The organism is Phaeobacter italicus, from assembly GCF_001258055.1.
In the GTDB taxonomy this organism is placed as follows: domain Bacteria; phylum Pseudomonadota; class Alphaproteobacteria; order Rhodobacterales; family Rhodobacteraceae; genus Phaeobacter; species Phaeobacter italicus.
This window is the reverse complement of the sequence record NZ_CVRM01000031.1, coordinates 454,682-476,573: the sequence shown is the minus strand read 5'-3', so window position 1 is coordinate 476,573 and position 21,892 is coordinate 454,682. Positions and strand designations below refer to the sequence as shown.

20 protein-coding genes, 1 tRNA gene and 1 pseudogene are annotated in these 21,892 nt (G+C 60.4%); 13 read left to right on the top strand and 9 right to left on the bottom strand.

What is annotated here, in order from left to right:
• Positions 1 to 49: 49 nt before the first annotated feature.
• The 3 genes from NIT7645_RS13525 to NIT7645_RS13515 all read right to left on the bottom strand — a co-directional run bounded on the left by NIT7645_RS13525 (position 50) and on the right by NIT7645_RS13515 (position 2,874).
• A complete protein-coding gene (locus tag NIT7645_RS13525; protein WP_050687261.1) occupies positions 50 to 889 on the bottom strand; it encodes a site-specific integrase in 840 nt (279 codons plus the stop codon).
• Between the two features lie 92 nt (positions 890 to 981).
• Positions 982 to 1,068, bottom strand: a tRNA-Leu gene (locus NIT7645_RS13520).
• Between the two features lie 153 nt (positions 1,069 to 1,221).
• Positions 1,222 to 2,874 (bottom strand): peptidoglycan-binding domain-containing protein, encoded by a 1,653-nt coding sequence (locus NIT7645_RS13515; RefSeq protein WP_037302538.1) that lies wholly within the window; start codon positions 2,872 to 2,874, stop codon positions 1,222 to 1,224.
• Positions 2,875 to 2,993: 119 nt separating this feature from the next.
• On the opposite strand from NIT7645_RS13515, the pseudogene lipB reads away from it, so the two are divergent.
• A pseudogene (lipB, locus tag NIT7645_RS13510) lies at positions 2,994 to 3,668 on the top strand (lipoyl(octanoyl) transferase LipB); the annotation flags it as partial.
• Between the two features lie 98 nt (positions 3,669 to 3,766).
• Here lipB and NIT7645_RS13505 read toward each other — a convergent pair.
• Positions 3,767 to 5,593 (bottom strand): alpha/beta fold hydrolase, encoded by a 1,827-nt coding sequence (locus NIT7645_RS13505; protein WP_050687259.1) that lies wholly within the window; start codon positions 5,591 to 5,593, stop codon positions 3,767 to 3,769.
• Positions 5,594 to 5,968: 375 nt separating this feature from the next.
• The gene (locus NIT7645_RS13500; protein WP_008563182.1) at positions 5,969 to 6,394 is read right to left on the bottom strand and encodes an HIT family protein; all 426 of its coding nucleotides are present in this window, start codon (positions 6,392 to 6,394) and stop codon (positions 5,969 to 5,971) included.
• Between the two features lie 332 nt (positions 6,395 to 6,726).
• Here NIT7645_RS13500 and NIT7645_RS13490 point away from each other — a divergent pair, with 332 nt between their 5' ends.
• From NIT7645_RS13490 to NIT7645_RS13480, 3 genes are all read left to right on the top strand, one after another.
• Positions 6,727 to 8,400: a cytochrome c oxidase subunit I gene (locus NIT7645_RS13490; protein WP_008561848.1), complete on the top strand. Its 1,674-nt coding sequence runs from the start codon at positions 6,727 to 6,729 to the stop codon at positions 8,398 to 8,400.
• A gap of 154 nt (positions 8,401 to 8,554) precedes the next feature.
• Positions 8,555 to 9,040, top strand: a complete 486-nt coding sequence (locus tag NIT7645_RS13485) for a DUF2244 domain-containing protein (RefSeq protein WP_008562660.1) — start codon at positions 8,555 to 8,557, stop codon at positions 9,038 to 9,040.
• A 208-nt stretch (positions 9,041 to 9,248) separates the two neighbouring features.
• Positions 9,249 to 10,031 carry a prephenate dehydrogenase gene (locus NIT7645_RS13480; RefSeq protein WP_050687257.1) on the top strand — a complete coding sequence of 261 codons (783 nt, stop codon included), beginning with the start codon at positions 9,249 to 9,251 and terminating at the stop codon, positions 10,029 to 10,031.
• A 28-nt stretch (positions 10,032 to 10,059) separates the two neighbouring features.
• Here the strand turns inward: NIT7645_RS13480 and NIT7645_RS13475 are convergent, their stop codons facing one another.
• Positions 10,060 to 10,533: a GatB/YqeY domain-containing protein gene (locus NIT7645_RS13475; protein ID WP_008563054.1), complete on the bottom strand. Its 474-nt coding sequence runs from the start codon at positions 10,531 to 10,533 to the stop codon at positions 10,060 to 10,062.
• Between the two features lie 186 nt (positions 10,534 to 10,719).
• On the opposite strand from NIT7645_RS13475, the gene carA reads away from it, so the two are divergent.
• Together carA and NIT7645_RS13465 are read left to right on the top strand one after the other, a co-directional pair.
• Positions 10,720 to 11,883, top strand: a complete 1,164-nt coding sequence (gene carA / locus NIT7645_RS13470; protein WP_050687255.1) for a glutamine-hydrolyzing carbamoyl-phosphate synthase small subunit — start codon at positions 10,720 to 10,722, stop codon at positions 11,881 to 11,883.
• Positions 11,884 to 12,009: 126 nt separating this feature from the next.
• On the top strand, positions 12,010 to 13,917 hold the full coding sequence (locus NIT7645_RS13465; RefSeq protein WP_110732363.1) for a glycosyltransferase: 1,908 nt from the start codon (positions 12,010 to 12,012) through the stop codon (positions 13,915 to 13,917).
• Between the two features lie 27 nt (positions 13,918 to 13,944).
• Here the strand turns inward: NIT7645_RS13465 and NIT7645_RS13460 are convergent, their stop codons facing one another.
• Positions 13,945 to 14,592: a GntR family transcriptional regulator gene (locus NIT7645_RS13460; RefSeq protein ID WP_008562359.1), complete on the bottom strand. Its 648-nt coding sequence runs from the start codon at positions 14,590 to 14,592 to the stop codon at positions 13,945 to 13,947.
• 187 nt (positions 14,593 to 14,779) lie between these two features.
• Between NIT7645_RS13460 and NIT7645_RS13455 the strand changes: the two genes are divergently transcribed.
• The 3 genes from NIT7645_RS13455 (at position 14,780) to NIT7645_RS13445 (ending at position 17,096) form a co-directional block, all read left to right on the top strand.
• Positions 14,780 to 15,421, top strand: coding sequence for a pyrimidine 5'-nucleotidase (locus tag NIT7645_RS13455; protein ID WP_050687253.1), 642 nt, complete (start codon positions 14,780 to 14,782; stop codon positions 15,419 to 15,421).
• 133 nt (positions 15,422 to 15,554) lie between these two features.
• Positions 15,555 to 15,797 carry a hypothetical protein gene (locus NIT7645_RS13450; RefSeq protein WP_008562387.1) on the top strand — a complete coding sequence of 81 codons (243 nt, stop codon included), beginning with the start codon at positions 15,555 to 15,557 and terminating at the stop codon, positions 15,795 to 15,797.
• A 102-nt stretch (positions 15,798 to 15,899) separates the two neighbouring features.
• The gene (locus NIT7645_RS13445) at positions 15,900 to 17,096 is read left to right on the top strand and encodes a UbiH/UbiF family hydroxylase (protein WP_008563074.1); all 1,197 of its coding nucleotides are present in this window, start codon (positions 15,900 to 15,902) and stop codon (positions 17,094 to 17,096) included.
• An 82-nt stretch (positions 17,097 to 17,178) separates the two neighbouring features.
• Here NIT7645_RS13445 and NIT7645_RS13440 read toward each other — a convergent pair whose 3' ends face one another.
• A complete protein-coding gene (locus NIT7645_RS13440; protein ID WP_008560444.1) occupies positions 17,179 to 17,637 on the bottom strand; it encodes an Lrp/AsnC family transcriptional regulator in 459 nt (152 codons plus the stop codon).
• A complete protein-coding gene (locus tag NIT7645_RS13435; RefSeq protein WP_037302939.1) occupies positions 17,634 to 18,089 on the bottom strand; it encodes an Lrp/AsnC family transcriptional regulator in 456 nt (151 codons plus the stop codon). The genes NIT7645_RS13440 and NIT7645_RS13435 overlap by 4 nt, the downstream gene beginning before the upstream one ends.
• A gap of 132 nt (positions 18,090 to 18,221) precedes the next feature.
• Between NIT7645_RS13435 and ilvC the strand changes: the two genes are divergently transcribed.
• The 4 genes from ilvC to NIT7645_RS13415 all read left to right on the top strand — a co-directional run bounded on the left by ilvC (position 18,222) and on the right by NIT7645_RS13415 (position 21,836).
• Positions 18,222 to 19,244, top strand: coding sequence for a ketol-acid reductoisomerase (gene ilvC / locus NIT7645_RS13430; RefSeq protein WP_008559566.1), 1,023 nt, complete (start codon positions 18,222 to 18,224; stop codon positions 19,242 to 19,244).
• A gap of 190 nt (positions 19,245 to 19,434) precedes the next feature.
• Entirely contained in the window at positions 19,435 to 20,349 is a 915-nt protein-coding gene (locus NIT7645_RS13425; RefSeq protein WP_008561630.1) for a DMT family transporter, read from the top strand.
• 135 nt (positions 20,350 to 20,484) lie between these two features.
• The gene (locus NIT7645_RS13420) at positions 20,485 to 20,928 is read left to right on the top strand and encodes a hypothetical protein (protein WP_037302540.1); all 444 of its coding nucleotides are present in this window, start codon (positions 20,485 to 20,487) and stop codon (positions 20,926 to 20,928) included.
• The gene (locus NIT7645_RS13415; RefSeq protein WP_037302541.1) at positions 20,925 to 21,836 is read left to right on the top strand and encodes a DMT family transporter; all 912 of its coding nucleotides are present in this window, start codon (positions 20,925 to 20,927) and stop codon (positions 21,834 to 21,836) included. The genes NIT7645_RS13420 and NIT7645_RS13415 overlap by 4 nt, the downstream gene beginning before the upstream one ends.
• Positions 21,837 to 21,892 lie beyond the last annotated feature (56 nt).

The following is a 21,892-nucleotide window of genomic DNA, read 5'->3' as shown; positions in this document are numbered from 1 at the left end:
AGGGTGGGTCAAATCTCGGTGAAAATACCGGGTCAGTTCTCAGTGACAATCAACACTTACCCGTCATACGTTCCCGCATTGCGAGAATGATGTCACGCGGCAGCGGGTCGCGCTTATCCCACTCTGTTTCAGGTGCTGTATTGGCCTTCGCCACTTCAAGCCCATCGAAGGGATTGTGAGCTTTCCCTTGAAGGTCATGCTCTGTGATTGCGACCGAGACCATAGCGCGCACCATGTCCAACTCACGCCGAACTGAGGAAGGCGACAGAAAGGTTCCATCCTTCTTCTTCGTGGCAAGCATCTCATCCCGCAGTTTGCGAGCATGTTCGCGCTTCAGGTCCACCAAAGCGATCTTGTTCAGGGGGCCAAGGGAGTTCTCAATACGCCTGCATATCCGTTCCAAGCGGTTCTTTTGGTTCCGCCCGTGCGCGCCTGCCATGCGCTCGACGCGATAGATCTCTTTTGCATCTTGCATGGTAATCGGCGGTTCTTCGGCTTCTGGTGAAACGACAGCCTTATAGAGCATGGGGTCGGCCTTCCGTGCCCGCAGGTCATCCGCCAGAACTTGGCGAGCTTCATGCTCATCACGAACACCGCGAATGCCAGCCACCAGTGCCTCAGCCTCTTTGATGCTCTCTCGCCAGTGCTCAAGGGGTGAAAGCTGCCCCTGCTCGGCTGCTGTACGCTTGGCCTTTGCCACGATCTTCTCAAACTCAGCCAATAGCTTTGCGTGTTCGGTGAACAACTCAGCCCCTTCGCGGGCCTTCATCGCTACCTGAAACACGCTTTCGCCAAGCACCTCGGCAACAGCTTGCGGATAGCGCCTGCGGAACCGTTTGCGGCCCCCTGAGAGTTCGTCAACGTATTTGAGCTTCATCACAACAACCATGCGAAATGTCCCCAAAGTGTCCCAATTTGTGTCTCGGGAGGGGTGCTAACGCCATGATATGCTTGAAAAACAACCCCCTCAAGGGGGTGTAATGGTGCGGTCGAGAAGACTCGAACTTCCACTCCGGTTAAGGAACAGCGACCTCAACGCTGCGCGTCTACCAATTCCGCCACGACCGCACTGTCTTGACTTGGTGTAGCGGCGTATAGACGAGCCGTGCGGGGATGTGAAGATGCAAAATGCGCATTTTCTTCCGTTTTGTGAACTTCCTGCAAAAAAGAGGCCGGACATGATGCCCGGCCCCTCTAAACCATGGATCTTGCGCGACATTCTCAGTCGGTGGAGAAGGTCGGCAAGGCCGATGCAGTGCTTGCCGCAGGAACCGGCTGCGCAAGCCCGCCCACAAGACCGGTTGAGGCGGCCTTGATCAGGGCAACACGTTCCGGCTGACCCGGTGCGAAAGCCGGGGTTGCGCCTGCTTCCAGCGCGCTGATGGCGGTTTCGTACCAGCCCTGCGCCTTGTCAGCAGACTTCACCACACCAAAGCCCTGCGCCAGATGATGGCCCACCAGCTCTGCATAGGGGCGCTGTCCAACACCAACCATGATCAACGCCGCGCCAAGAGCGACGTCCATGTTGTCGCGACGATATCCCGAGAACAGGCAGATGCCTGCAGTGTTCGCCAGCTGATCGATCGACATGTTGGACTGCAGCACGAACTTCTGCACATCGGAAATGACCGCCTCAGCCCCATCACTGCCGAGCTTCGCCAAATAGGGCTGCACTGCCGGGCCGAACGCGTCACATTGGCTGTCCACCTGCGCCTGGGTGACGCCATTGATCTTGGCCACCAACGCCTCGCCCGAGTTGATCGCGTAAGAGCGCGCAAGGCAGAACTGCTCTCCCAGTGCCAGTTCCGGGTCCCGCATATCTGCCACCGTCATGTAGCCACCGTTGGAGCTGGTCAGCAGGCTGACCTTGCTGCAATGGCTGGTGAGCGATGCCAACGTCGGCGCATCGGCGGGTTGCTCAAACAGCTGGATGCCGGCCAAGCCCTGGGCCGGTGCGGGTGCCGGGGCTGGGGCTGGCGCCACGGTCGAGGCCAGAACCGTTGCCCCCGGCGCGGGGGCCGGTGCCGGAGCAGGTGTTGGCGCGGCGGCCTGAACGCTGCCTGCAGCCGGGGCGTCAGTCATGCGGCAAACGCCCTGATGGCAGGAGAAACTCGCCGTTGTCACACCACGCGCCATAAAGTCGTTGCGCTGATAGCCTTGGGGTGTCGAGGCAAAGACCATGACAGAGCAGTGAGACGCCCCACACCAGAACGAACTGCCCGACACGGACGTATCGATCATATAGTCGTTCTTGCCGTCGCCGTTCAGGTCTGCAAGCTGCATAAAGCCCGAGCGTTGCAACAGTTGCTCTGCGCTTGGATCGGCGCTCGCGGCGATTTCATCCACCGCTTCGCTCACTTCAAACGGCAGACCACCATAGCCCCCGCTCGAGGCGCTGCGCACGCCTGTTGCCTCGTCTCGCCAGGTCAGAAGCAGGCCGCGGACGCCGGTTGGGCCTTGCATGGCCTTGATGACCTGCGGGCCGCCGATCTGGGCACGGCTGTAGGAAGACACAAGGAAATCCCGCTCATAGGGCGTCAGCTCTCCGGTCGCAGGAAAGCCCATGTGCCCCTGATACTGCGCAATCGCAGAACGGGATTTACGCCCCATCACCCCATCTGGTGTCCCTGCCGGAAACCCAAAGTAGTTGAGCGCGGTTTGGGTTTCGCGGTTCTGTGCCCGCGCCGGTGAATATGTTTTTTGTCTGGTGACAGTTTGCTTTCTGGCCCGATTCTTGTTGGCCTCGTTGACGATCACGCCGCCGATGATACTTCCGACCAATGCCGCGCCAAGATTGTCCGCCATTGCCGGAGCAGTCCCGGAGGTGAGCAGAAATGAGGCCGCTAATGTCGTTTTAAGAGAATGTGAGAACATTGTACGCGCTCCCTATTGATGAAAAACACGAACCACGGTAGCGCACAGCCCGCAGCCCAAGCCAGAAAATTCGCGCGTAGGCTGCAAAATAGGTTACTGGACACGTAACAAAGGATGTTCCGATGGTCGAATGGATCACCAGCTCAGGGTTTACCGACTACGAAGATGCTGTCGCCTTCATGGAAGAGCGCGCAGCCGGGATTGCAGCCGGGACAGCAGATGAATGCATCTGGCTGGTCGAACACCCGCCGCTCTACACCGCGGGCACCTCAGCCAAGAGCGAGGATCTGACCGATCCCGATCGTTTCCCGGTCCACACCAGCAAACGCGGCGGGCAGTACACCTATCACGGGCCAGGTCAGCGCGTGATCTACGTCATGCTGGACGTTGCCAAACGCGGCCGCGACGTGCGCTGCTTTGTGCGTCAGCTGGAACGCTGGGTGATCCTGGCGCTGGATGAGTTCAACGTCACCGGCCACGTCCGCAACGGCCGCGTCGGCGTCTGGGTAGAGCGGGACGACAAACCGCTGATGGCGAATGGGGAAAAGACCGAGGACAAGATTGCGGCAGTTGGCATTCGGCTGCGCAAATGGGTCAGCTTCCACGGGATTTCCATCAATGTTGAACCCGATCTCAGCCATTTTGATGGTATCGTGCCCTGCGGGATTACGGAATACGGCGTGACCAGCCTCGTGGATCTGGGTTTGCCTGTGACCATGGACGACGTCGATGTTGCCTTGAAAAAGACCTTTGACATCGCCTTTGCAGAGACCGAAACCTGCCCGACCGATTGACCGGTGTCATGACAGCCGGTCATGTTGATCTGCGGCGCCCCACCGGGCGCCGTTGTCTTGTCAGGGGCTCTTGTCCTTCGCGGGGCGTGCGACGGTTGTCACGTGCTCCGCATCTCTTCCAGCGCGGACAGAACCCAGTCGGGTTGCGAATAAAACAACATGCTGCCCGCGCGTCGGCACACACGAACCTGTAGATTGTCGGCCCCTCCAAGAGCAGCCTGCAGTTTATCCACCGGCGTGACCTGATCCTGCCCCCCATGTAGATAGATCGCAGGGGCAGCCTTGGGGCTGTGGAGCATGTCACGCTGGCGCACGGCCAGTTTCAGATCGCTTTCGTAGCCGCCGCCGCCCTGGTCCATCATAGAACGGTGGCTTTGATCCAGCAGGGCCGCCAGACTGGGGTCCGACAACAGTTTGCGCTCATCCTCCCCTGCCGCCATTTGCTGCGAAACCAGCACCGCAGGCCCCTTGCGACGGACATTGCGTCTCCAGCTGCGCACGATTAACGGCAGCATGGCCTTGGCCCGAACCGCGCTGAGCGCCATCGCGCGCTGGTGTCCCCTCAGCGCGCCGGTTTCTCCGACGCTTTGCAGGGGCAAGGTTGCACCAACGCAGACCACCCCGGCAATCCGATCCCTCAGCCGCCGCGCCGCCTCTGCCGCAAAGAGGCAGCCGCTGCGATGGCCGAGGATGATCGGTGCCTCCAGTCCCTCCTCATCAATCAGCGCCTCGACCTGCGCCAGATAGGTGTCGACCGGATCGGCCTTCGGCTCAATCGGGCCAGAGTCCCCATAACCATTGCGCCAGGGGGCGAGCACCCGCAGCCCCCGACGACGCAAGCTGTCTTGCAGGCGCTGCAGCGGGGCAATCCCGTCAAATATTCCATGGGTGAAAATCACCGGGTGGCCGTTGTCCGCGCCAAAACGCAGATACTGCACGAGCCCGACATCGGTCGTCAAAGTCCGTTTTTCGGGGCGGGTCTGTCCCGTGGCGATGGCCTGATCTTGTGTCGACTGGGCCAGCAGATTGGTCAGAAGCCTCAGCATCTCGCCATAATTGGGCGCACCGGTCTTGGACAGCATCGACCCCAAGATCGGCAGCTCCGGCGCCCGGCGCCCGCCGGTTGCGGTGTGCAGGACCAGCCAGCCTTCACCGTAGAATATCTGCCGAAGGGTCAGTTTTTCGGCGGTATCAAACCCGAAATACTCTGTCAGCTGATCGACACAGATATCGCAGACCCCGATAGGCAGTTCTTCGACCAACATCACCGCGCCGTCGGCGGCCCCAGAGGGGCGCGCAAGGGCCTGACACAGCAGCAGCCCGCTGCGTGGTTTTCGCAAAATCGCAAGCGACGGCCACCCCGGCGCGCCCGGCCAGCCGTCCTGCGGCTGTGACTGCACCGAAAAGAAACCCTGCCATTCCGCGCGATAGGATCCAAAGATGCCAATCTTGCGTTCAACCCAGTCATCGGTTGCCCGTCCGGTTGTCGGCCATCCGGCAGAAGCGCCACAGATGCTGTTGTCCCCGGCGATCATCAACCACTTGCCGCCGCCACCCGGCAGCACCTCGACGAAGTCAGCAGCAACGCCGGACTGATCGTCCTGGCAGAGCTTTGCCCGCAGATACAGCGCGCGTTCAAAATGGCGTTGGAGACGATCTCTGCGCGCCCAGAGTGTCTGGGGCGGCCCACCCGACCACAGGTTTGCCTGCCCCACGTCGGCAGCCACCCTGGCTGCATCATTCATGCCAGGAAGCTGGGGAAGGTGCCGGGCGGCGATGTCACATTGTCGGTCATCAATACGATCTGCAGCCAGTCTGTCACGCCAGGCTGAGGCCTTTTCGACCCCGAGAACAGAGTTGTATATCACCGATATGGCGCTTTCATCGGCCAGCTGATCCGCTGTACCGGTGTCCCTTGCCGTCATTCTTGCGGCCCCTCCTTAGGTCGCGCCGCCGACAAAGCCGGACGAGCGCAGCGCCGCAGACTGCCATGCAATTCCGATGTAATCGTCGGTTGGAACCATCGACGCGCATCAAAAGGATCTCCCACGGGCGACCTGCGACATCTCGGCCCTAGGGGGAGCGAAACATCCGACAGGCTGACGATCTCCGCCATTGGTGGGATCTGCGACCTGTCGGGTTCTGTTTCAAAATGGCGGCCCGCCCCTCCCAAAGCAGGACCCCAAGTCCCGGGAGCCGCGTTCGGCCTCCCGTTACATGATCACAAACTACGCGATAATAAGCGTGCACATCAACAGAATAATTCCCGCTGAGGTAGAATCTTTTACGTTAGCTTTACGCTACTGCGTGCCGAGCACCGCCCGCATTTTATTGGCATGCTCGACCAGGGTCTCGGGCTCTGCCATTTTGCCGGGTGGACGCAGCGCGTCTCCGTCGCGACGGGGCAGAATGTGGAAGTGCAGGTGAAACACCTCCTGCCCGCCCGCAGCCTCGTTGAACTGCTGCAGCGTGATGCCCTGCGCGTCAAAGGCCTCAAGGGCTGCGTGGCTGATTTTCTGCACGGTCGCCATCACAGCGGCCAGTTGTTCCGGCGAGGCATCCAGCATGTTTCGGCAGGGCGTCTTGGGAATGACCAGCATATGGCCATCGGCGCGGGGCATGATGTCCATGAAGACAAAGGTTGCCTCATCCTCATAAATCCGGTGGGCGGGAATCTCACCACGCAAAATTTTCGCAAAGATATTGTCTGAGTCGTATTGGGTCACTACCTGTTCTCCATAAGCAGGACCGGACCTTCCCCGGTCTGACTGGCTGTCGTCGTTTTGCGCCCCACCGTCCCTTGGGTCAAGCGCGGCGATTGACAAAATGCCGCGCCTTTGCGGTACTGCGCCCGCGCGAATTCGCCAAATCCGCGCAGATTGGGCCCCACAGGGGCAAGCGAGCAGCCCAACAGGGCCTGCCCGCGACAATTATTCTTGATCCAGATCAAACTCCGCCATTGAAGGCCTGTTGCTGGCGAACTAAAACCCAAGATGAGTCTAGGCCCGCCGGGGACGGCGTTTGTTGGCCTATCGTTATGCAACAGGAGGCACCTTTAATGGCAGATGCAGCCATTCATGGTCACGGCCACGAAGACGAGCGCGGTTTCTTCACCCGCTGGTTCATGAGCACGAACCATAAGGATATCGGCATTCTCTACCTGATCGTTTCGGCGATCGTTGGTTTCATCTCCGTCGCGTTCACCGTTTACATGCGGCTTGAACTGATGGATCCCGGCGTTCAGTACATGTGCCTTGAAGGCGCACGTCTCTTCGCAGACGCGTCTGCGGAATGTACCCCTAACGGGCACCTTTGGAACGTCCTGATCACAGGCCACGGCATCCTGATGATGTTCTTCGTGGTTATCCCCGCCCTCTTTGGCGGCTTCGGCAACTACTTCATGCCGCTGCAGATTGGTGCGCCGGACATGGCGTTCCCGCGGATGAACAACCTGTCGTTCTGGATGTATGTCGCGGGCACCTCGCTGGCGGTTGCCTCGGTCCTCGCGCCGGGTGGCAACGACCAGGCCGGTTCGGGCGTGGGCTGGGTTCTCTACCCGCCGCTGTCCACCAACGAAGGCGGCTTCTCCATGGACCTGGCGATCTTCGCCGTTCACGTCTCTGGTGCGTCCTCGATCCTGGGTGCGATCAACATGATCACCACCTTCCTGAACATGCGCGCACCCGGCATGACCCTGTTCAAGGTTCCGCTGTTCTCCTGGTCGATCTTCGTCACCTCCTGGCTGATCCTCTTGTCCCTGCCGGTTCTGGCGGGCGCGATCACCATGCTGCTGATGGACCGCAACTTCGGCTTCACCTTCTTTGATCCAGCAGGTGGCGGCGACCCGATCCTGTACCAGCACATCCTGTGGTTCTTTGGCCACCCGGAAGTGTACATCGTGATCCTGCCGGGCTTTGGCATCATCTCTCACGTGATCGCGACCTTCGCGCGCAAGCCGGTCTTTGGTTACCTGCCGATGGTCTGGGCGATCATCGCGATTGGTGTGCTGGGCTTTGTCGTGTGGGCGCACCACATGTACACCGTTGGCATGTCGCTGAACCAGCAGGCCTACTTCATGCTGGCCACCATGGTCATCGCGGTTCCGACCGGTGTTAAAGTCTTCTCCTGGATCGCAACCATGTGGGGCGGCTCCATCGAGTTCAAAGCACCGATGATGTTTGCTTTCGGCTTCCTGTTCCTGTTCACCGTTGGTGGTGTGACCGGTGTGGTTCTGTCGCAGGCATCCGTGGACCGCGCATATCACGATACCTACTATGTGGTTGCACACTTCCACTATGTTATGTCGCTGGGTGCAGTCTTTGCGATCTTCTCCGGTGTATATTTCTACTTCGGCAAGATGACCGGTCGTCAGTACTCCGAGCTGGGCGCACAGATCCACTTCTGGATGTTCTTCATCGGCGCCAACCTGACATTCTTCCCCCAGCACTTCCTGGGCCGTCAGGGCATGCCGCGTCGTTACATCGACTACCCGGAAGGGTTTGCATACTGGAACAAGATCTCGTCCTACGGCGCGTTCCTGTCCTTTGCCTCCTTCGTGTTCTTCTTCGGTGTTGTGATCTACTCGCTGCTGCGCGGCGCACGCATCACCCAGAACAACTACTGGAACGAGTATGCAGATACGCTGGAGTGGACCCTGCCCTCTCCGCCGCCGGAACACACCTTTGAAATCCTGCCCAAGCAGGAAGAATGGGATCGCTCCCACTCGCACTAAGGTGTCGATGATCTGAAAAGACAGGCCCCGGAGCACAGGCTCCGGGGCCTTCTTCTTTGGGTATGCCCCACTGCCCAACCCGCCTTCCCAAAGCTGTGATTGGCCCCGCGCACACAGCTCTGGACAGCTCCGTCTGCGACGCTAAATTCCGCCCATGCCTTACCAGTGGACGACACCCCAAACTGACAGCATTCAGGAAATGCACCTCTGGCCGCATCAATCCCTGCCGGTCGAAGGCTATGTCCGCTTTCTCGGTACGTTGGCCGCATTGATCACCATCCCGATGATCCCTCTCCTTGGCAGCGCCGCGCTTTGGGGGGTGTTGCCTTTTGTGGCAGGCACACTGTTTGCGGTGAAATGGGCATTGGACCGCAGCCGCCGGGACCGCCAGATCCTGGAGGTTCTGCGACTGGAGCCCGAGGAGGCGCATCTCGAACGGATCGATCCCAAGGGCACGCGCCAAAGCTGGAGCTGCAACCGCTACTGGACACAGGTTGAAATGCACACTGATGACGGGCCGGTTCCGAACTATGTCACCCTCAGGGGCAGCGGGCGCGAGGTGGAAATTGGCGCCTTTCTCTCCGAAGATGAGCGCAAGGCGCTATATGACGAGTTGCTGGCAGCCTTTCGCAAACCCTGATGCTGCCCTTTGACATACCGCGCGACCCCGGTTATGGCTGGGGCATGAACAATGCGACCCTGATCTTTTCGACCGTCTATTATCCGCTGTTTTCATAACGGCGGGCGCATTTTCATATCTTGATGTTCATCCCGCCGCGATCCGGCGGTGACAGAACAAAAGACCCCTCATTCCATCGGTATCGCGGCCCCAGGCGGAGCCCTGTTCCATGTTACCGTTTTCATCCTCTTCCACTGCACCGCGTGTTGGCCTCATTGGCTTTGGCGCCTTTGGCCAGCTCATTGCCCGGAATCTCGCAGCGCATATGCAGGTCGTGGTGCATGATCCTGCCCAGCCCCCAAAGGCGCCTGCTCGCGTCCGGTTTTCAACTCTGGAAGATGCCTGCTCCTGCCCGCTTGTCATTCTTGCGGTACCGGTTTCATCAATCTCGGACGTCTGTCAGCGGATCGCCCCGTTGCTGGCTGTGGGGGCGACGGTGATGGACGTAGGATCAGTGAAACTGCGCCCCATGCAGGATATGGAAACCCATCTGCCAGCCCATGTGAATATTCTCGGCAGCCACCCCTTGTTTGGCCCACAAAGCGCAAAGGATGGCCTTGCCGGTCACAAGATCGCGCTCTGCCCCCAGCGTGGCAGAACACATTGGCGCATCGCGGCGGCGCTTCGCAGTCTCTTTGGGCTGCACGTCATCTGGACCACCGCCGAAGATCACGACCGCGAAGTCGCCACCGTGCAGGGGCTGACGCATCTGATTGCCCAAACCCTGAGCCAGATCCTGCCAGAGAAGCTGCGCATGACGACATCCAGCTTTGACCACCTGCTCGAAGCCCGCCGCATGGTGAGCGCAGACGCCCCGGCCGTGCTGGACGCCATCCTGCGCGACAATCCCTTTGCAGCAGAGGTGCGCGCTGATTTCCTGAGCCGCGCCGCCCAGTTGGCCGCTGGACCTGCCCCAATAGAAAAAGGCCCGCGACAGATGGCGGGCCTTTGAAACAATGCGATGCGGAGCAATCAGCAGATCAGCAGTTGCCCCCCTGGCAAAGCTGGTCCTTCACCATCGGGCCTACCTTGCCGAAATCCATTTGGCCGGTGTATTTGCCTTTCAGCGCGCCCATGACCTTGCCCATGTCGCGGATCGACTCAGCGCCGGTATCGCTCACGGCGGCCTTGACCGCTTCGGTGATTTCCTCATCGCTGAGCTGCTTGGGCAAAAACTCTTCGATGATGGCAATTTCGTTCAGTTCCCGCTCAGCCAGATCCAGCCGGCCGCCCTCTTCATAGGCGCGGGCGCTTTCATTGCGTTGCTTGGTCATTTTCCCAAGAATGGCAAGGACTTCTGCATCCCCGATGCCACCTGATTCACCGTCCACGCGATCTGCGATTTCACGGTCTTTGATTGCGGCATTGATCAGACGCAGAGTCGCCAGTCGAGAGGCCTCCCGGTCTTTCATGGCCTGTTTCAGGGCCTGATTGACCCGAGTTCGCGTATCCATTTATCAGTCCATTTCCACGGAGTCGGAAATGGGATCTTTACCTAAACCACCCTGCCAATTCAAGTTATCCCGATGGAATGACGCGAGGGCACATTTTGCATGGCAGAACGCGGCCTCACAGGCTTGACGCGTTGCCCACCTCCCCTTAAAAGCCCATGAATTTTGCCCAGATTGGAGAGTCGCGCCATGGCCGATACCGTCACGCCCAAACCCACCGCATGTTTGGCGCTCGCAGATGGCACCATCTTTTACGGAAACGGCTTCGGAGCATATGGCGAAACAGTTGCAGAGCTGTGCTTCAACACCGCCATGACCGGCTATCAGGAAATCATGACTGACCCGTCTTATGCCGGCCAGATCGTGACCTTCACCTTCCCCCATATCGGCAACACCGGCGTCACCCCAGAGGATGATGAAACCGCCGACCCCGTTGCCGCTGGCATGGTGGTCAAATGGGATCCGACCCAATCGTCGAACTGGCGCGCAACCGAAGAGCTGAAGTCCTGGCTGACCCGCACTGGCCGCATCGCCATCGGCGGTATCGACACCCGTCGTCTGACCCGCGCCATCCGCCAGCAGGGTGCGCCGCATGTGGCACTGGCCCATGACCCGGACGGCAACTTTGACATCGAGGCGCTGGTCGCCAAGGCACGGGGCTGGTCCGGTCTGGAAGGTCTAGATCTGGCAAAAGACGTGACCTGCGCCCAAAGCTATCGCTGGGACGAAATGCGGTGGGCCTGGCCCGAGGGCTACACCCGTCAGGAAGCCCCCAAGCACAAGGTCGTCGCTGTTGACTACGGCGCCAAGCGCAACATCCTGCGCTGCCTCGCCTCTGCAGGCTGTGACGTCACCGTATTGCCCGCGACCGCAACCGCAGCCGAAGTTCTGGCGCACAACCCTGATGGGGTCTTCCTGTCCAATGGTCCGGGCGATCCTGCGGCGACCGGCGAATATGCCGTGCCAATGATCAAGGAAATCCTCGACAGCACCGACCTGCCGATGTTCGGGATCTGCCTTGGCCACCAGATGCTGGCGCTTGCCCTTGGTGGCAAGACGGTCAAGATGAATCACGGTCACCATGGCGCCAATCACCCGGTCAAGGAAAACGCCACCGGCAAGGTAGAGATCACCTCCATGAACCACGGCTTCGCCGTTGATGCCCAAAGCCTGCCGGACGGTGTGGAAGAGACCCATGTCTCGCTGTTTGATGGCTCCAACTGCGGTATCCGGATGAAGGACCGCCCGGTTTATTCCGTGCAGCACCACCCCGAAGCCAGCCCCGGCCCGCAGGACAGTTTCTACCTGTTTGAGCGTTTTGCCGAGGCGATGGACGCACGCAAATCCGCCTGATCCAGCAAAGGCTGCGTTAAAAATTGAAACCCATGGCAAGGAATTGTCATGGGTTTCAACGTTTTGGGAAGATGCCAATCTGGCAGGGGACTTGCCGGATCGCGAAAGGGGGCAAACCCTTGTGGCATGTCAAAACACAACCTAGAATTGATTCGAGCCACACGCCCCCTGACCAAACAGGTGGGACGCCGCACACTGGAGCAGCGTCTGATCCAGGATCACGCCGTCAGCAAGGACCATGTGATACGGGCCCTCACCCTGCAGCAGCACCAGCGCGCCCCAATTGACCGGATCCTCGTGTCAGAAGGGTGGGCCAGTCAGGATCAGGTACTGGACGCGCTGTCCTCACAGCACAAGATCCCCAAGGTCGATCTGAGCGGCCACAATCCGCAAGCCCGGCTTCTGGCCCGAAAACCCGCAGGGTTCTGGCTGCGCCACTCCGTGCTGCCGTGGATGCAGTTGGGCCAGACCGTCGTTGTGGCCGTTTCCGACCCGAACAAGCTGAACACCATCCGCACGGATCTGGCTGCCAGTTTCGGAGAGGTGATGCCGGTGCTGGCTTCGGAAAGCCAGATACAGCAGCTGTTGGTCTCTCATTTCCGCAAGGACCTCGCGGTCGAGGCAAGCAGCCGTCTGCCACTCGCATACAGCTGCCGGACCATGCGCAGACCCGACTGGAGCGGCGCAACTGCCGTCCTTGCGCTTGGGCTTCTGCTCACTGCGTTGGCATTTCCACGGCACGCCTTTGCCCTTCTCTGCGGCGTCGCGCTCTTTACGCTCTTGCTGTTCACCCTGCTGAAATGCGCGGGCTTCATCTCACATATTCAGACCATCCGGTCGCGCCGCCAAATTGAGCTGCCGATTGCCTCGCGGTCCAAATTCACATCTCCGCGCCACAGGCGGCCGATGATCTCTGTCCTTGTCCCGCTCTACAAGGAAGCCGAAATCGGCCGCGCCCTGCTCCGCCGCCTGTGCAAGCTCACCTACCCCCGCAGCCTGCTGGAGGTGCTTCTTGTTCTGGAAGAAGAGGATGACATCACACGCGACGCAATCCGCTGTGCAGATCTGCCGGATTGGTTCAGGGTGATAGAGGTGCCCGCCCACGGCGGCCTGACAACAAAGCCCCGCGCCATGAACTACGCGCTGAATTTCTGCCGTGGAGAGATCATTGGAATTTGGGACGCCGAAGACGCACCAGAGCCCGATCAGCTTGACCATGTTGCCGCAGCTTTCGCCAAGGGGGACGGTGCCCTGGCCTGCCTGCAAGGGGCGCTGGACTACTACAATCCCACACAGAACTGGATTTCGCGCTGTTTCACCCTCGAATACGCCAGCTGGTTTCGCATCGTCCTGCCGGGGATTGCACGGCTTGGGCTGGTGGTGCCGCTCGGTGGAACCACGCTGTTCATTCGTCGCGACGTCCTCGAACAGGTTGGTGGCTGGGATGCCCATAATGTCACCGAAGATGCAGATCTTGGAGTGCGCCTGTCCCGCTTTGGCTACCGAACCGACATGCTGCCGACCAGCACCTACGAGGAGGCAAACTGCCGCCCCTGGGCCTGGGTCAAACAACGCTCACGCTGGCTCAAGGGCTTTATGGTCACCTACCTGGTTCACATGCGCTCCCCCCGGCTGCTGCTGAAACAGCTGGGCTGGCGTCAGTTTCTTGGATTGCAGGCTTTCTTTCTGGGAACCGTCGGGCAGTTCCTGCTGGCCCCCTGTTTGTGGAGCTTCTGGCTCATCACGTTGGGCCTGCCCCATCCGACTGCGCCGCTCCTGCCTACAGGGGCCACCTATCTGGCAGGTGTGTCTCTCGTGTTCTTTGAGCTGTTGGGCATGGTCATTGCGATCACAGCAGCCTGCGCCACCGGCAGGCGCAGCCTTGCACTCTGGGCGCCCAGCCTGATCTTTTATTTCCCGATGGGCGTCATCGCCGTCTACAAAGCCCTTTATGAGCTGATCCTGAAGCCCTTTTACTGGGACAAGACCACACACGGCCACAGCCCCAAAAGCCGCACCCAAAAACTGGGCTGAACATGACAGCCCATCAAAGGTGGTGATTCAGCCCTTTGCGCGGTCGCCCGCGTCCTGTTTCAGGCGGGTCATGAAGGCAACGGAGATATGATCCTTCAGCGCACGCGCCGCGCCGTCTTCGTCCCGCCGTTCGATGGCATTGACGATCGTCTTGTGCTCTTCCTGAGCAATGCGCCCCCGTCCCTCAGCCGCAAGCGACGTGGTCGCCATCAGCGCCATCGTGCGATGTACAAGGTTCAGCTGCTGCACCAGATAGCGGTTGTGCGAAGCAAGGTGGATCTGTTCGTGAAAGCGACGGTTGGCCTTGGACAGCTCTGTCGGATTGTCGACAAAGGCATCATCAGATTCCACCATCTCCTGCAGAACACGGATCTCTTCCTCGGTGGCGTGACGCGCGGCCAGACGCGCCGCCAGACCCTCAAGTTCGCGGCGCACCACATAAAGCTCTGCCATTTGGTTGTGATCCAGCGAGGCCACGATCAGCGACCGGCCATCCCGTTCCAAAAGCGATTGCGTTTCCAGCCGCTGCAGCGCCTCGCGGATGGGGGTGCGAGACACTCCAAACCGCTCAGCCAGATCGCTCTCCACCAGCCGGTCGCCGGGGCGATAGACGCCTACATCAATCGCCTCAAGGATCAGCGCATAGGCATCGGTCTGGTTGGAAGAACGGCTCATGGATGGGATCTCTGACTTGTTGTTCATGGATGTCTACAGGTCGGCTGGCCCTGCAATCAACCCCGCCCGGCCCGCAGGGTAAAAAACATCCCCCCGCGGTGCATATTATCCGTTGGCTAGAGCGAAGGTCGCGCTAGCTGCTGCGAAGCAGTTGCAATCACGAACCAAGCCCCATAGGTCCACGCATATGGTATCGCAGTCTTTCTCACATGTCCGCCACTGGGTGTTCGATCTCGACAACACCCTCTATCACCCCTCTGTTCGCCTGTTCGACCAGATCGAGGTGAAGATGACCAACTACGTGATGTCGACCCTTGGAGTCGACAAGAAGGTGGCAGATCAGCTGCGCGGGGATTACTGGCGCGAACACGGCACCACGCTGGCGGGGCTGATGGCCCATCACGACCTGGACCCCGACCCGTTCCTGATCGAGGTGCATGACATTAATTTCGACCAGCTCGAACCCGACCCCCAGCTTGCCGCCCACATCAAGGCCCTCCCCGGCAAGCGGATCATCTACACCAATGGCACCGCCCCCTACGCCGAGCAGGTGCTGGCGCGGCGTGGGCTGGCTGACTGTTTTGACGAAATCTACGGCGTTGAACACGCCAATTATCGCCCCAAGCCAGAGCATCAGGCCTTTGACACCATTTTTGCCAAGGCCGGGATCGAAACCGAAACAGCCGCCATGTTCGAGGATGATCCGCGCAATCTGCAAGCGCCGCACGATCTGGGCATGCGTACGGTCCATGTCGCGCCAGAACCGGTTGGTGGCGCGCATATTCACCACCACACGGATGATCTGACGGCGTTTCTCGCCCAGATCTGACAGGCGCGAACAGCAAGGGGTGCGCATCCTGTCGCACCCCCTGTGGCGCGCCGCCGCAGTGGCCTTACGCCGCTTGGTCAAAGCTATATATGCCGGTCATCTTTAGGTTCGCTCTCAAACGACAGGATGCCCGATGAAAGACCTCTCTCTTGATCTGATTGACGCCCCGGTTGCGCTGGATATGGCGCAGCACCAGCCCCCCCGCAGTGGGGCAGATGACTGGGCGGGCGCGACCAAACCCCTGTTGGCGATCCTGCTCTATGTGTTGCTGTGGGCGCTTGCCATCGCTGTCTGGGGCCTGCCTGCACTGTTTCTGCCTGCAGTGGCCAAGGCCTTTGCCATGGTCGTCGTTCTGGTCCTCATCACGCGCGGCTAGGTCAGCATTGCCCAATGCCCGAACGCAAAAGGACGTTATGTCGCTTGTCATTCCGACCCTCGCGGGCCTATCTCACAAGGGATAAGACGAAAGGCAGGTTTGATGGCTGACAGCTGTGACATTCTGGTTTCTGGCGGTGGCATTGCAGGGCTGATGGCAGCCGCCACCTTTGGGGCTGCAGGGTTTCGCGTGATCTGCGTGGATCCCACGCCGCCGGTCACAACCCGCGACGATGCCGGATCCGACCTGCGCACCACGGCCATCCTTCAGCCCGCCCGCGGGCTGCTGCAAGAGGCAGGCATCTGGAGCCATCTGGAACCATATGCTGCTGCGCTCAGGATCATGCGGATCATCGATGCCGGCGGGGCCGAACCCGAGGCCCGCGTCGTCAAGGATTTCGACTCCGCTGACCTGTCCGGAGAGCCCTTTGGCTGGAACCTGCCAAACTGGCTGTTGCGCCGCGAACTCCTGGGCCGTCTTGCCGATCTGTCCACGGTTGATTTCCGTCCGGGCGTTGGCACCACGTCGCTTTTCACCCGCACCGCTAGCGCCCGTGTCGGCCTCAGCGATGGCAGCCGGATTTCCGCACGCCTTGTCCTTGCCTGTGATGGTCGCAATTCGCCCATGCGGACTGCGGCGGGGATTGCGGTGACAACCCGTCGCTACGGGCAAAAGGCGCTGGCCTTTGCGGTGACCCATGACCAACCGCATGACAATATCTCGACAGAGATCCACCGCAGCGGCGGCCCCTTCACGCTGGTGCCGTTGCCGGATCACGAAGGCAGGCCCTCGTCTGCCGTGGTCTGGATGGAGCGAGGCCCCCGCGCGCAAGACCTTCTGACAATGGATCCGGCCCAGTTTGAAGCCGCCATGAACCGCCGCAGCTGTGGCGTGCTGGGGGATCTGAAACTGGCGTCCCGCCGCACCATCTGGCCTATCATCAGCCAGTCAGCCGAGCGGCTGAACGGCGAGCGGCTGGCCCTGATGGCCGAAGCCGCCCATGTCGTCCCTCCGATTGGTGCGCAGGGGCTCAATATGTCCCTCGGCGATCTGCGCGCGCTTCTGGATCTGGCGGTGGCCAACCCGACCGATCTGGGCGATGCCAAAATGCTCGCCGCTTATCACCGCGCGCGCCACGGCGACATCCAGATGCGGATCAAGGGGATCGACCTGCTCAACCGCACCTCGATGCTGGCCCCGCGCCCCCTGCGCGACCTGCGCGCCTTTGGGCTCAATGCGCTCTATTCGCTGGCTCCTGTGCGCCGCAATCTGATGCAAATGGGACTTGGCGTGAAGTAGGGATCAGGCCCCTGTTCGGGGCCTGTGCCTTCGGCGAGAGTATTTTTGGAAAGATGACAGGGCTCTCGCGTCCAGTCAGCCCCTAGCCAAGCGGGCCAGGTCTGCGTTCTTCGCTCAAGAGAACATTGGCATCGACATTGCCCACCCCGGGCAGGGTCATGATCCGGCGCCGCAGCACCCGCTCGAAATCGGCGATGTCACGGGCTGTTACCCGCAGACGGTAGTCGTACATCCCCAGCACATGTTCGACAGTCTGCACCTCCGGGATCGCAGAGACCGCACGCTCGAAATCCTCCAGCGAAACACGGCCCTTTGTTGCAAGCTTGATGCCCAGAAAGACCGTGACCCCAAACCCCAGCTTGCCCGCATCGAGATCCAGCTTGCGCCCCCGGATGATGCCTGCGTCCTGCAGACGGCGAATGCGGCGCCAGGTTGCAGGCTGGCTGAGCCCCAGTTCGCGCCCCAGCGCACCGGCGGATTGCGTCGCATCCCGTCCCAGTGCACGCAACAACGCGTGATCGATGTCGTCCAGCGTCATCATATCGGCAGCGCCTCGTCTGATTTGATCCGCGCCACATGCATCAGCGCCTCGATGTCGGTGATATGCGGCAGCGTCAGGATCTGGCTGCGGTAAATGCCCTGATAATGCGCCATGTCCCGCGCAATCACCGAGAGGCGCACATCGACCTGCCCCAGGAAGGTCTGGATTTCCAGCACCTCGGGGATTTCGCGCGCGGCGGGGATGAACTCGTCAAAGGCGCGGGAATTGGTCTTGTCCAGCGTGATCCGCAATGACACTTCGACCTCATAGCCAAGGGCACGCCAGTCGATCACCGCGCGTTGCCCCAGAATGACGCCGCCCTCGCGCAGCTTCTCCAGCCGCCGCGACAGGCGCGATGCAGTCAGGCCAAGCCGGTCGCCCAGGTCCGGCAGCGATTGTTCGGGATCGGCCTGCAGATGGCGAAGTATGCGTCGGTCAAGATCATCAAGCATGATCATGACTATATTTGGATCAACGACGAATGACCATTGCAATTTTTCTGACAAAACTGCGCAAACGACCCCTCTCCTTTGCCGAAATCATGCCTATGCTGCAGCCAAACACGAAACAAAAGGACGATGATCATGCGTGTATACTATGACCGCGATTGCGACGTTAACCTGATCAAGGACAAGAAAGTGGCCATCCTGGGCTACGGCTCCCAGGGTCACGCCCACGCGCTGAACCTGCGCGATTCTGGCGCCAAGAACCTTGTCGTTGCGCTGCGCGAAGGCTCCCCTTCCGCGAAAAAAGCCGAAGGCGAAGGCCTGCAGGTCATGGGTATCGCAGAAGCGGCAGCCTGGTGTGACGTGATCATGTTCACCATGCCCGACGAACTGCAGGCAGAGACCTACAAGAAATACGTCCACGACAACATCAAGCCGGGTGCGGCCATCGCATTCGCCCACGGCCTGAACGTGCACTTTGGCCTGATCGAGCCGAAAGAAGGCGTCGACGTGATCATGATGGCCCCCAAAGGCCCCGGTCACACCGTGCGCGGCGAATACACCAAAGGCGGCGGCGTGCCCTGCCTCGTGGCTGTTGACACCGACGCAACCGGCAAAGCGCTGGAAATCGGTCTGTCCTACTGCTCCGCCATCGGTGGCGGTCGCTCCGGCATCATCGAAACCAACTTCCGCGAAGAATGCGAAACCGACCTGTTCGGCGAGCAGGCAGTGCTGTGTGGCGGTCTGGTCGAACTGATCCGCTGCGGTTTCGAGACCCTGGTCGAAGCTGGTTACGCACCGGAAATGGCCTACTTCGAATGTCTGCACGAAGTGAAGCTGATCGTTGACCTGATCTATGAAGGCGGCATCGCCAACATGGACTACTCGATCTCCAACACCGCCGAGTACGGCCAGTACGTCACCGGCCCGCGCATCCTGAAGTACGACGAGACCAAGGCGCGCATGAAAGAAGTGCTGAACGACATTCAGCAGGGCAAATTCGTCCGCGACTTCATGCTGGAAAACCAGGTTGGTCAGCCGACCCTGAAGGCGTCCCGCCGTGCCAACGACGAGCACCTGATCGAAGAAACCGGCGCCAAGCTGCGCGGCATGATGCCGTGGATCTCTGCCGGCAAGATGGTCGACAAAGAGAAGAACTAAGGCGCCTGCGGGTTCGTCCGCGCGCTTTATCCTCTGCAGGGCGCTCCTCATTGGGGCGCCCTTTTTCTTCCGAAAGCCATTTTCCAGACCTGCCGCCCGGCCGATAGGCCGGGCCGCGCCCTCCCCGATTTGTCAGCAGCAGCGCAGTTTTCCGGCAAACCGGCAAGCTGCCAGTGATTGAGGTATCGTAATGAACAACTCCCCCGGCGCCGCCAATTGGGCCAAGCTGCTTTTCCTAGGTGTGATCTGGGGCGCCTCCTTCATGGCGGTCACGGTCGCCCTGCAGGGATTTGGTCCGATGAGCATTGCCGCCTTGCGGATTTTCAGTGCAGCGCTCTGCCTTCTGGTGCTGGTCTACGCAATGGGCATCGGCCTGCCGTCGCTGCGCACCCGGGACGGCAGGATCATCTGGGTCTGCGCCCTTGGGATGGGATTTTTTACCAATGCGCTGCCCTTTAGCCTGCTCAGCTGGGGGCAGACCTATGTGGCCAGCGGATTTGCCGGGGTCTGCATGGCGGTGGTGCCACTGTTTGTGCTGCCGCTGGCGCATGTTCTGGTGCCCGGAGAGCAGATGACCCTGCGCCGCACCATCAGCTTCCTCATTGGCTTTGCCGGAGTTGTGGTTCTGATCGGGCTGGATGCCTTCCGCTCTGCCGGGACGGATTTTGAATCGCTGGCCCGTCTCGCCTGCCTTGGCGCTTCGCTGTGCTATGCCATCGGCTCGATCATCACCCGGCTTTGCCCGCAGGTGAACATGCTGTCGCTCTCTGCTGCCGCGCTGAGCTGCGGCGCCCTGATCATCGTGCCCGCCGCGCTGTGGCAGGAAGGTCTGCCCCAGAACCTGCCACCACGCGATGCGCTGCTGGCGGTGGCCTATCTTGGTCTGGTCCCAACCGCATTGGCGCAGGTTCTGCTGGTTCAGGTCGCCCGCAGCGCCGGGCCTGCCTTTTTGTCGACAGTGAACTATCAGGTGCCAGTCTGGGCCGTTCTGTTTGGCGCGCTCATTCTGAACGAAAGCCTTCCGCCGCAGCTGTTTGCCGCGCTGGCGCTGATCCTTGGCGGGCTTGTCCTGTCGCGGGCACCGGCACACAGACAACGACCCTGACAACCGTCAATGCCCTGGCAGCCGCCACCCGCGCGCGGCCTAAACCGCCAACTGTTCGATAGATAACAAAGCAATTGCCATTGACCCCGCCCACCCGGCGGGGTTTTGTCGCGCGGAAACCGGCACGAGGGACCCATGCCCAGCACTGAACCGCGCGACACTCCCAAGCAATGGCTGAAGGCAATTGCGATCTGGACCTTTCTGGGCTTTTGGATCTATTTTTTCTCCTTCAGCCTCTACGCGTCTGGATGCCACAAATTCAGCCGCCCTGCGGATGAGAGGTTGCACAAATGCGAAAACAGTCTGCGGTTTACTGGTTTTTTATTTACCGACCACCAACGCGCCACCAATTTGATCAATCAAGGCATCGCACAGGCAGATCTTGGCGAAGATGCAAAAGCCATAGCCTTATTCACAAAGGCAATCCCTCTACTCACCGGAGCCTCGTCGTCTAACCGTCGCCCCTTGAAGTTGCGGATCGAAATACTTGACCGCAAGATGAGGGACCCGGCAATCCTGCCGCGAGCGCGCGATCTCTTTCAGACCGCGGTTAGTGAATGGGTCAAGAGCCGATCATGAGCACAAGCAGCATCGCACCACGCTACTGGCTGATGATTGCCATCCTCGGCTTTGTCTGGGGCGGGACATTTCTGCTGATCAAGATTGCGCTCGACGGGATCACGCCGTTTTGGCTGGCCGCCGGGCGGATCGGTTTTGCGGCTCTGCTGCTTTGCTCGGTGTGGGGCTGGCGTGGCTTTTGCCTGTTTCACGCAGAACGCAACTGGCTGTCCCTCGGCCTCATTGGCGTCTTCAGCACCGCTGTCCCCTTCATGCTGATCAACTGGGGCCAGCAACATGTGTCCTCTGGCTTTACCGGCATCAGCATGGCGGCGATCCCCTTGATGGTCCTGCCGCTTGCGCATGTCTTTGTCCCCGGCGAACAGATGACCCTGCGCCGGCTGATCGGCTTTGCCATCGGGTTTGTCGGCGTTGCCCTGTTGATCGGCAGCAAGGCCTTTGAAAGCAGCGGCGCCGAGCTGGAAACCTACGGCCGCATCGCCTGCCTGTCCTCTGCGGCCTGCTATTCGGTCAGCTCCATCCTGACGCGCAGACTGCCTGCTGTGGATCCCCTCGGGCTTGCCGCTGTGGTGCTGGTGATTGGCAGTATCATCATCGTTCCGGTTGCCTGGTTGGCCGAAGGCCCGCCGCCCCGCCCGGACAACCAAACCCTCCTGCTGGTGGCTTTTCTCGGCCTGGTCCCGACTGCGGCGGCCAATTTCCTGCGTGTCATCGTGGTGCGCGAGGCAGGCCCCACCTTCATGACCCTGACCAATTACCAGGTGCCGGTCTGGGCCGTGGTTCTGGGGGCTGTCTTTCTGGGCGAGGCGCTGCCGCCGTTGATGCTGCTCGCGATGGCGCTGATCTTGGGCGGTCTGGGGCTGAGCCAGCTGGGCGCTTTACGGCGGCTGTTTGCATCCAGCCGCTGATGCAGGTGAAACACCCCCAAACATAAAACCCCGCCTGCGGCACAACCACAGACGGG

Excerpts from the sequence above, each read along its gene's own strand:
- NIT7645_RS13525 (WP_050687261.1), bottom strand. The coding sequence starts at position 889 with ATGGTTGTTGTGATGAAGCTCAAATACGTTGACGAACTCTCAGGGGGC.
- NIT7645_RS13515 (WP_037302538.1), bottom strand. The coding sequence starts at position 2,874 with ATGTTCTCACATTCTCTTAAAACGACATTAGCGGCCTCATTTCTGCTC.
- NIT7645_RS13505 (WP_050687259.1), bottom strand. The coding sequence starts at position 5,593 with ATGACGGCAAGGGACACCGGTACAGCGGATCAGCTGGCCGATGAAAGC.
- NIT7645_RS13490 (WP_008561848.1), top strand. The coding sequence starts at position 6,727 with ATGGCAGATGCAGCCATTCATGGTCACGGCCACGAAGACGAGCGCGGT.
- NIT7645_RS13485 (WP_008562660.1), top strand. The coding sequence starts at position 8,555 with ATGCCTTACCAGTGGACGACACCCCAAACTGACAGCATTCAGGAAATG.
- NIT7645_RS13480 (WP_050687257.1), top strand. The coding sequence starts at position 9,249 with ATGTTACCGTTTTCATCCTCTTCCACTGCACCGCGTGTTGGCCTCATT.
- NIT7645_RS13475 (WP_008563054.1), bottom strand. The coding sequence starts at position 10,533 with ATGGATACGCGAACTCGGGTCAATCAGGCCCTGAAACAGGCCATGAAA.
- carA (WP_050687255.1), top strand. The coding sequence starts at position 10,720 with ATGGCCGATACCGTCACGCCCAAACCCACCGCATGTTTGGCGCTCGCA.
- NIT7645_RS13465 (WP_110732363.1), top strand. The coding sequence starts at position 12,010 with ATGTCAAAACACAACCTAGAATTGATTCGAGCCACACGCCCCCTGACC.
- NIT7645_RS13460 (WP_008562359.1), bottom strand. The coding sequence starts at position 14,592 with ATGAGCCGTTCTTCCAACCAGACCGATGCCTATGCGCTGATCCTTGAG.
- NIT7645_RS13455 (WP_050687253.1), top strand. The coding sequence starts at position 14,780 with ATGGTATCGCAGTCTTTCTCACATGTCCGCCACTGGGTGTTCGATCTC.
- NIT7645_RS13450 (WP_008562387.1), top strand. The coding sequence starts at position 15,555 with ATGAAAGACCTCTCTCTTGATCTGATTGACGCCCCGGTTGCGCTGGAT.
- NIT7645_RS13445 (WP_008563074.1), top strand. The coding sequence starts at position 15,900 with ATGGCTGACAGCTGTGACATTCTGGTTTCTGGCGGTGGCATTGCAGGG.
- NIT7645_RS13440 (WP_008560444.1), bottom strand. The coding sequence starts at position 17,637 with ATGATGACGCTGGACGACATCGATCACGCGTTGTTGCGTGCACTGGGA.
- NIT7645_RS13435 (WP_037302939.1), bottom strand. The coding sequence starts at position 18,089 with ATGCTTGATGATCTTGACCGACGCATACTTCGCCATCTGCAGGCCGAT.
- ilvC (WP_008559566.1), top strand. The coding sequence starts at position 18,222 with ATGCGTGTATACTATGACCGCGATTGCGACGTTAACCTGATCAAGGAC.
- NIT7645_RS13425 (WP_008561630.1), top strand. The coding sequence starts at position 19,435 with ATGAACAACTCCCCCGGCGCCGCCAATTGGGCCAAGCTGCTTTTCCTA.
- NIT7645_RS13420 (WP_037302540.1), top strand. The coding sequence starts at position 20,485 with ATGCCCAGCACTGAACCGCGCGACACTCCCAAGCAATGGCTGAAGGCA.
- NIT7645_RS13415 (WP_037302541.1), top strand. The coding sequence starts at position 20,925 with ATGAGCACAAGCAGCATCGCACCACGCTACTGGCTGATGATTGCCATC.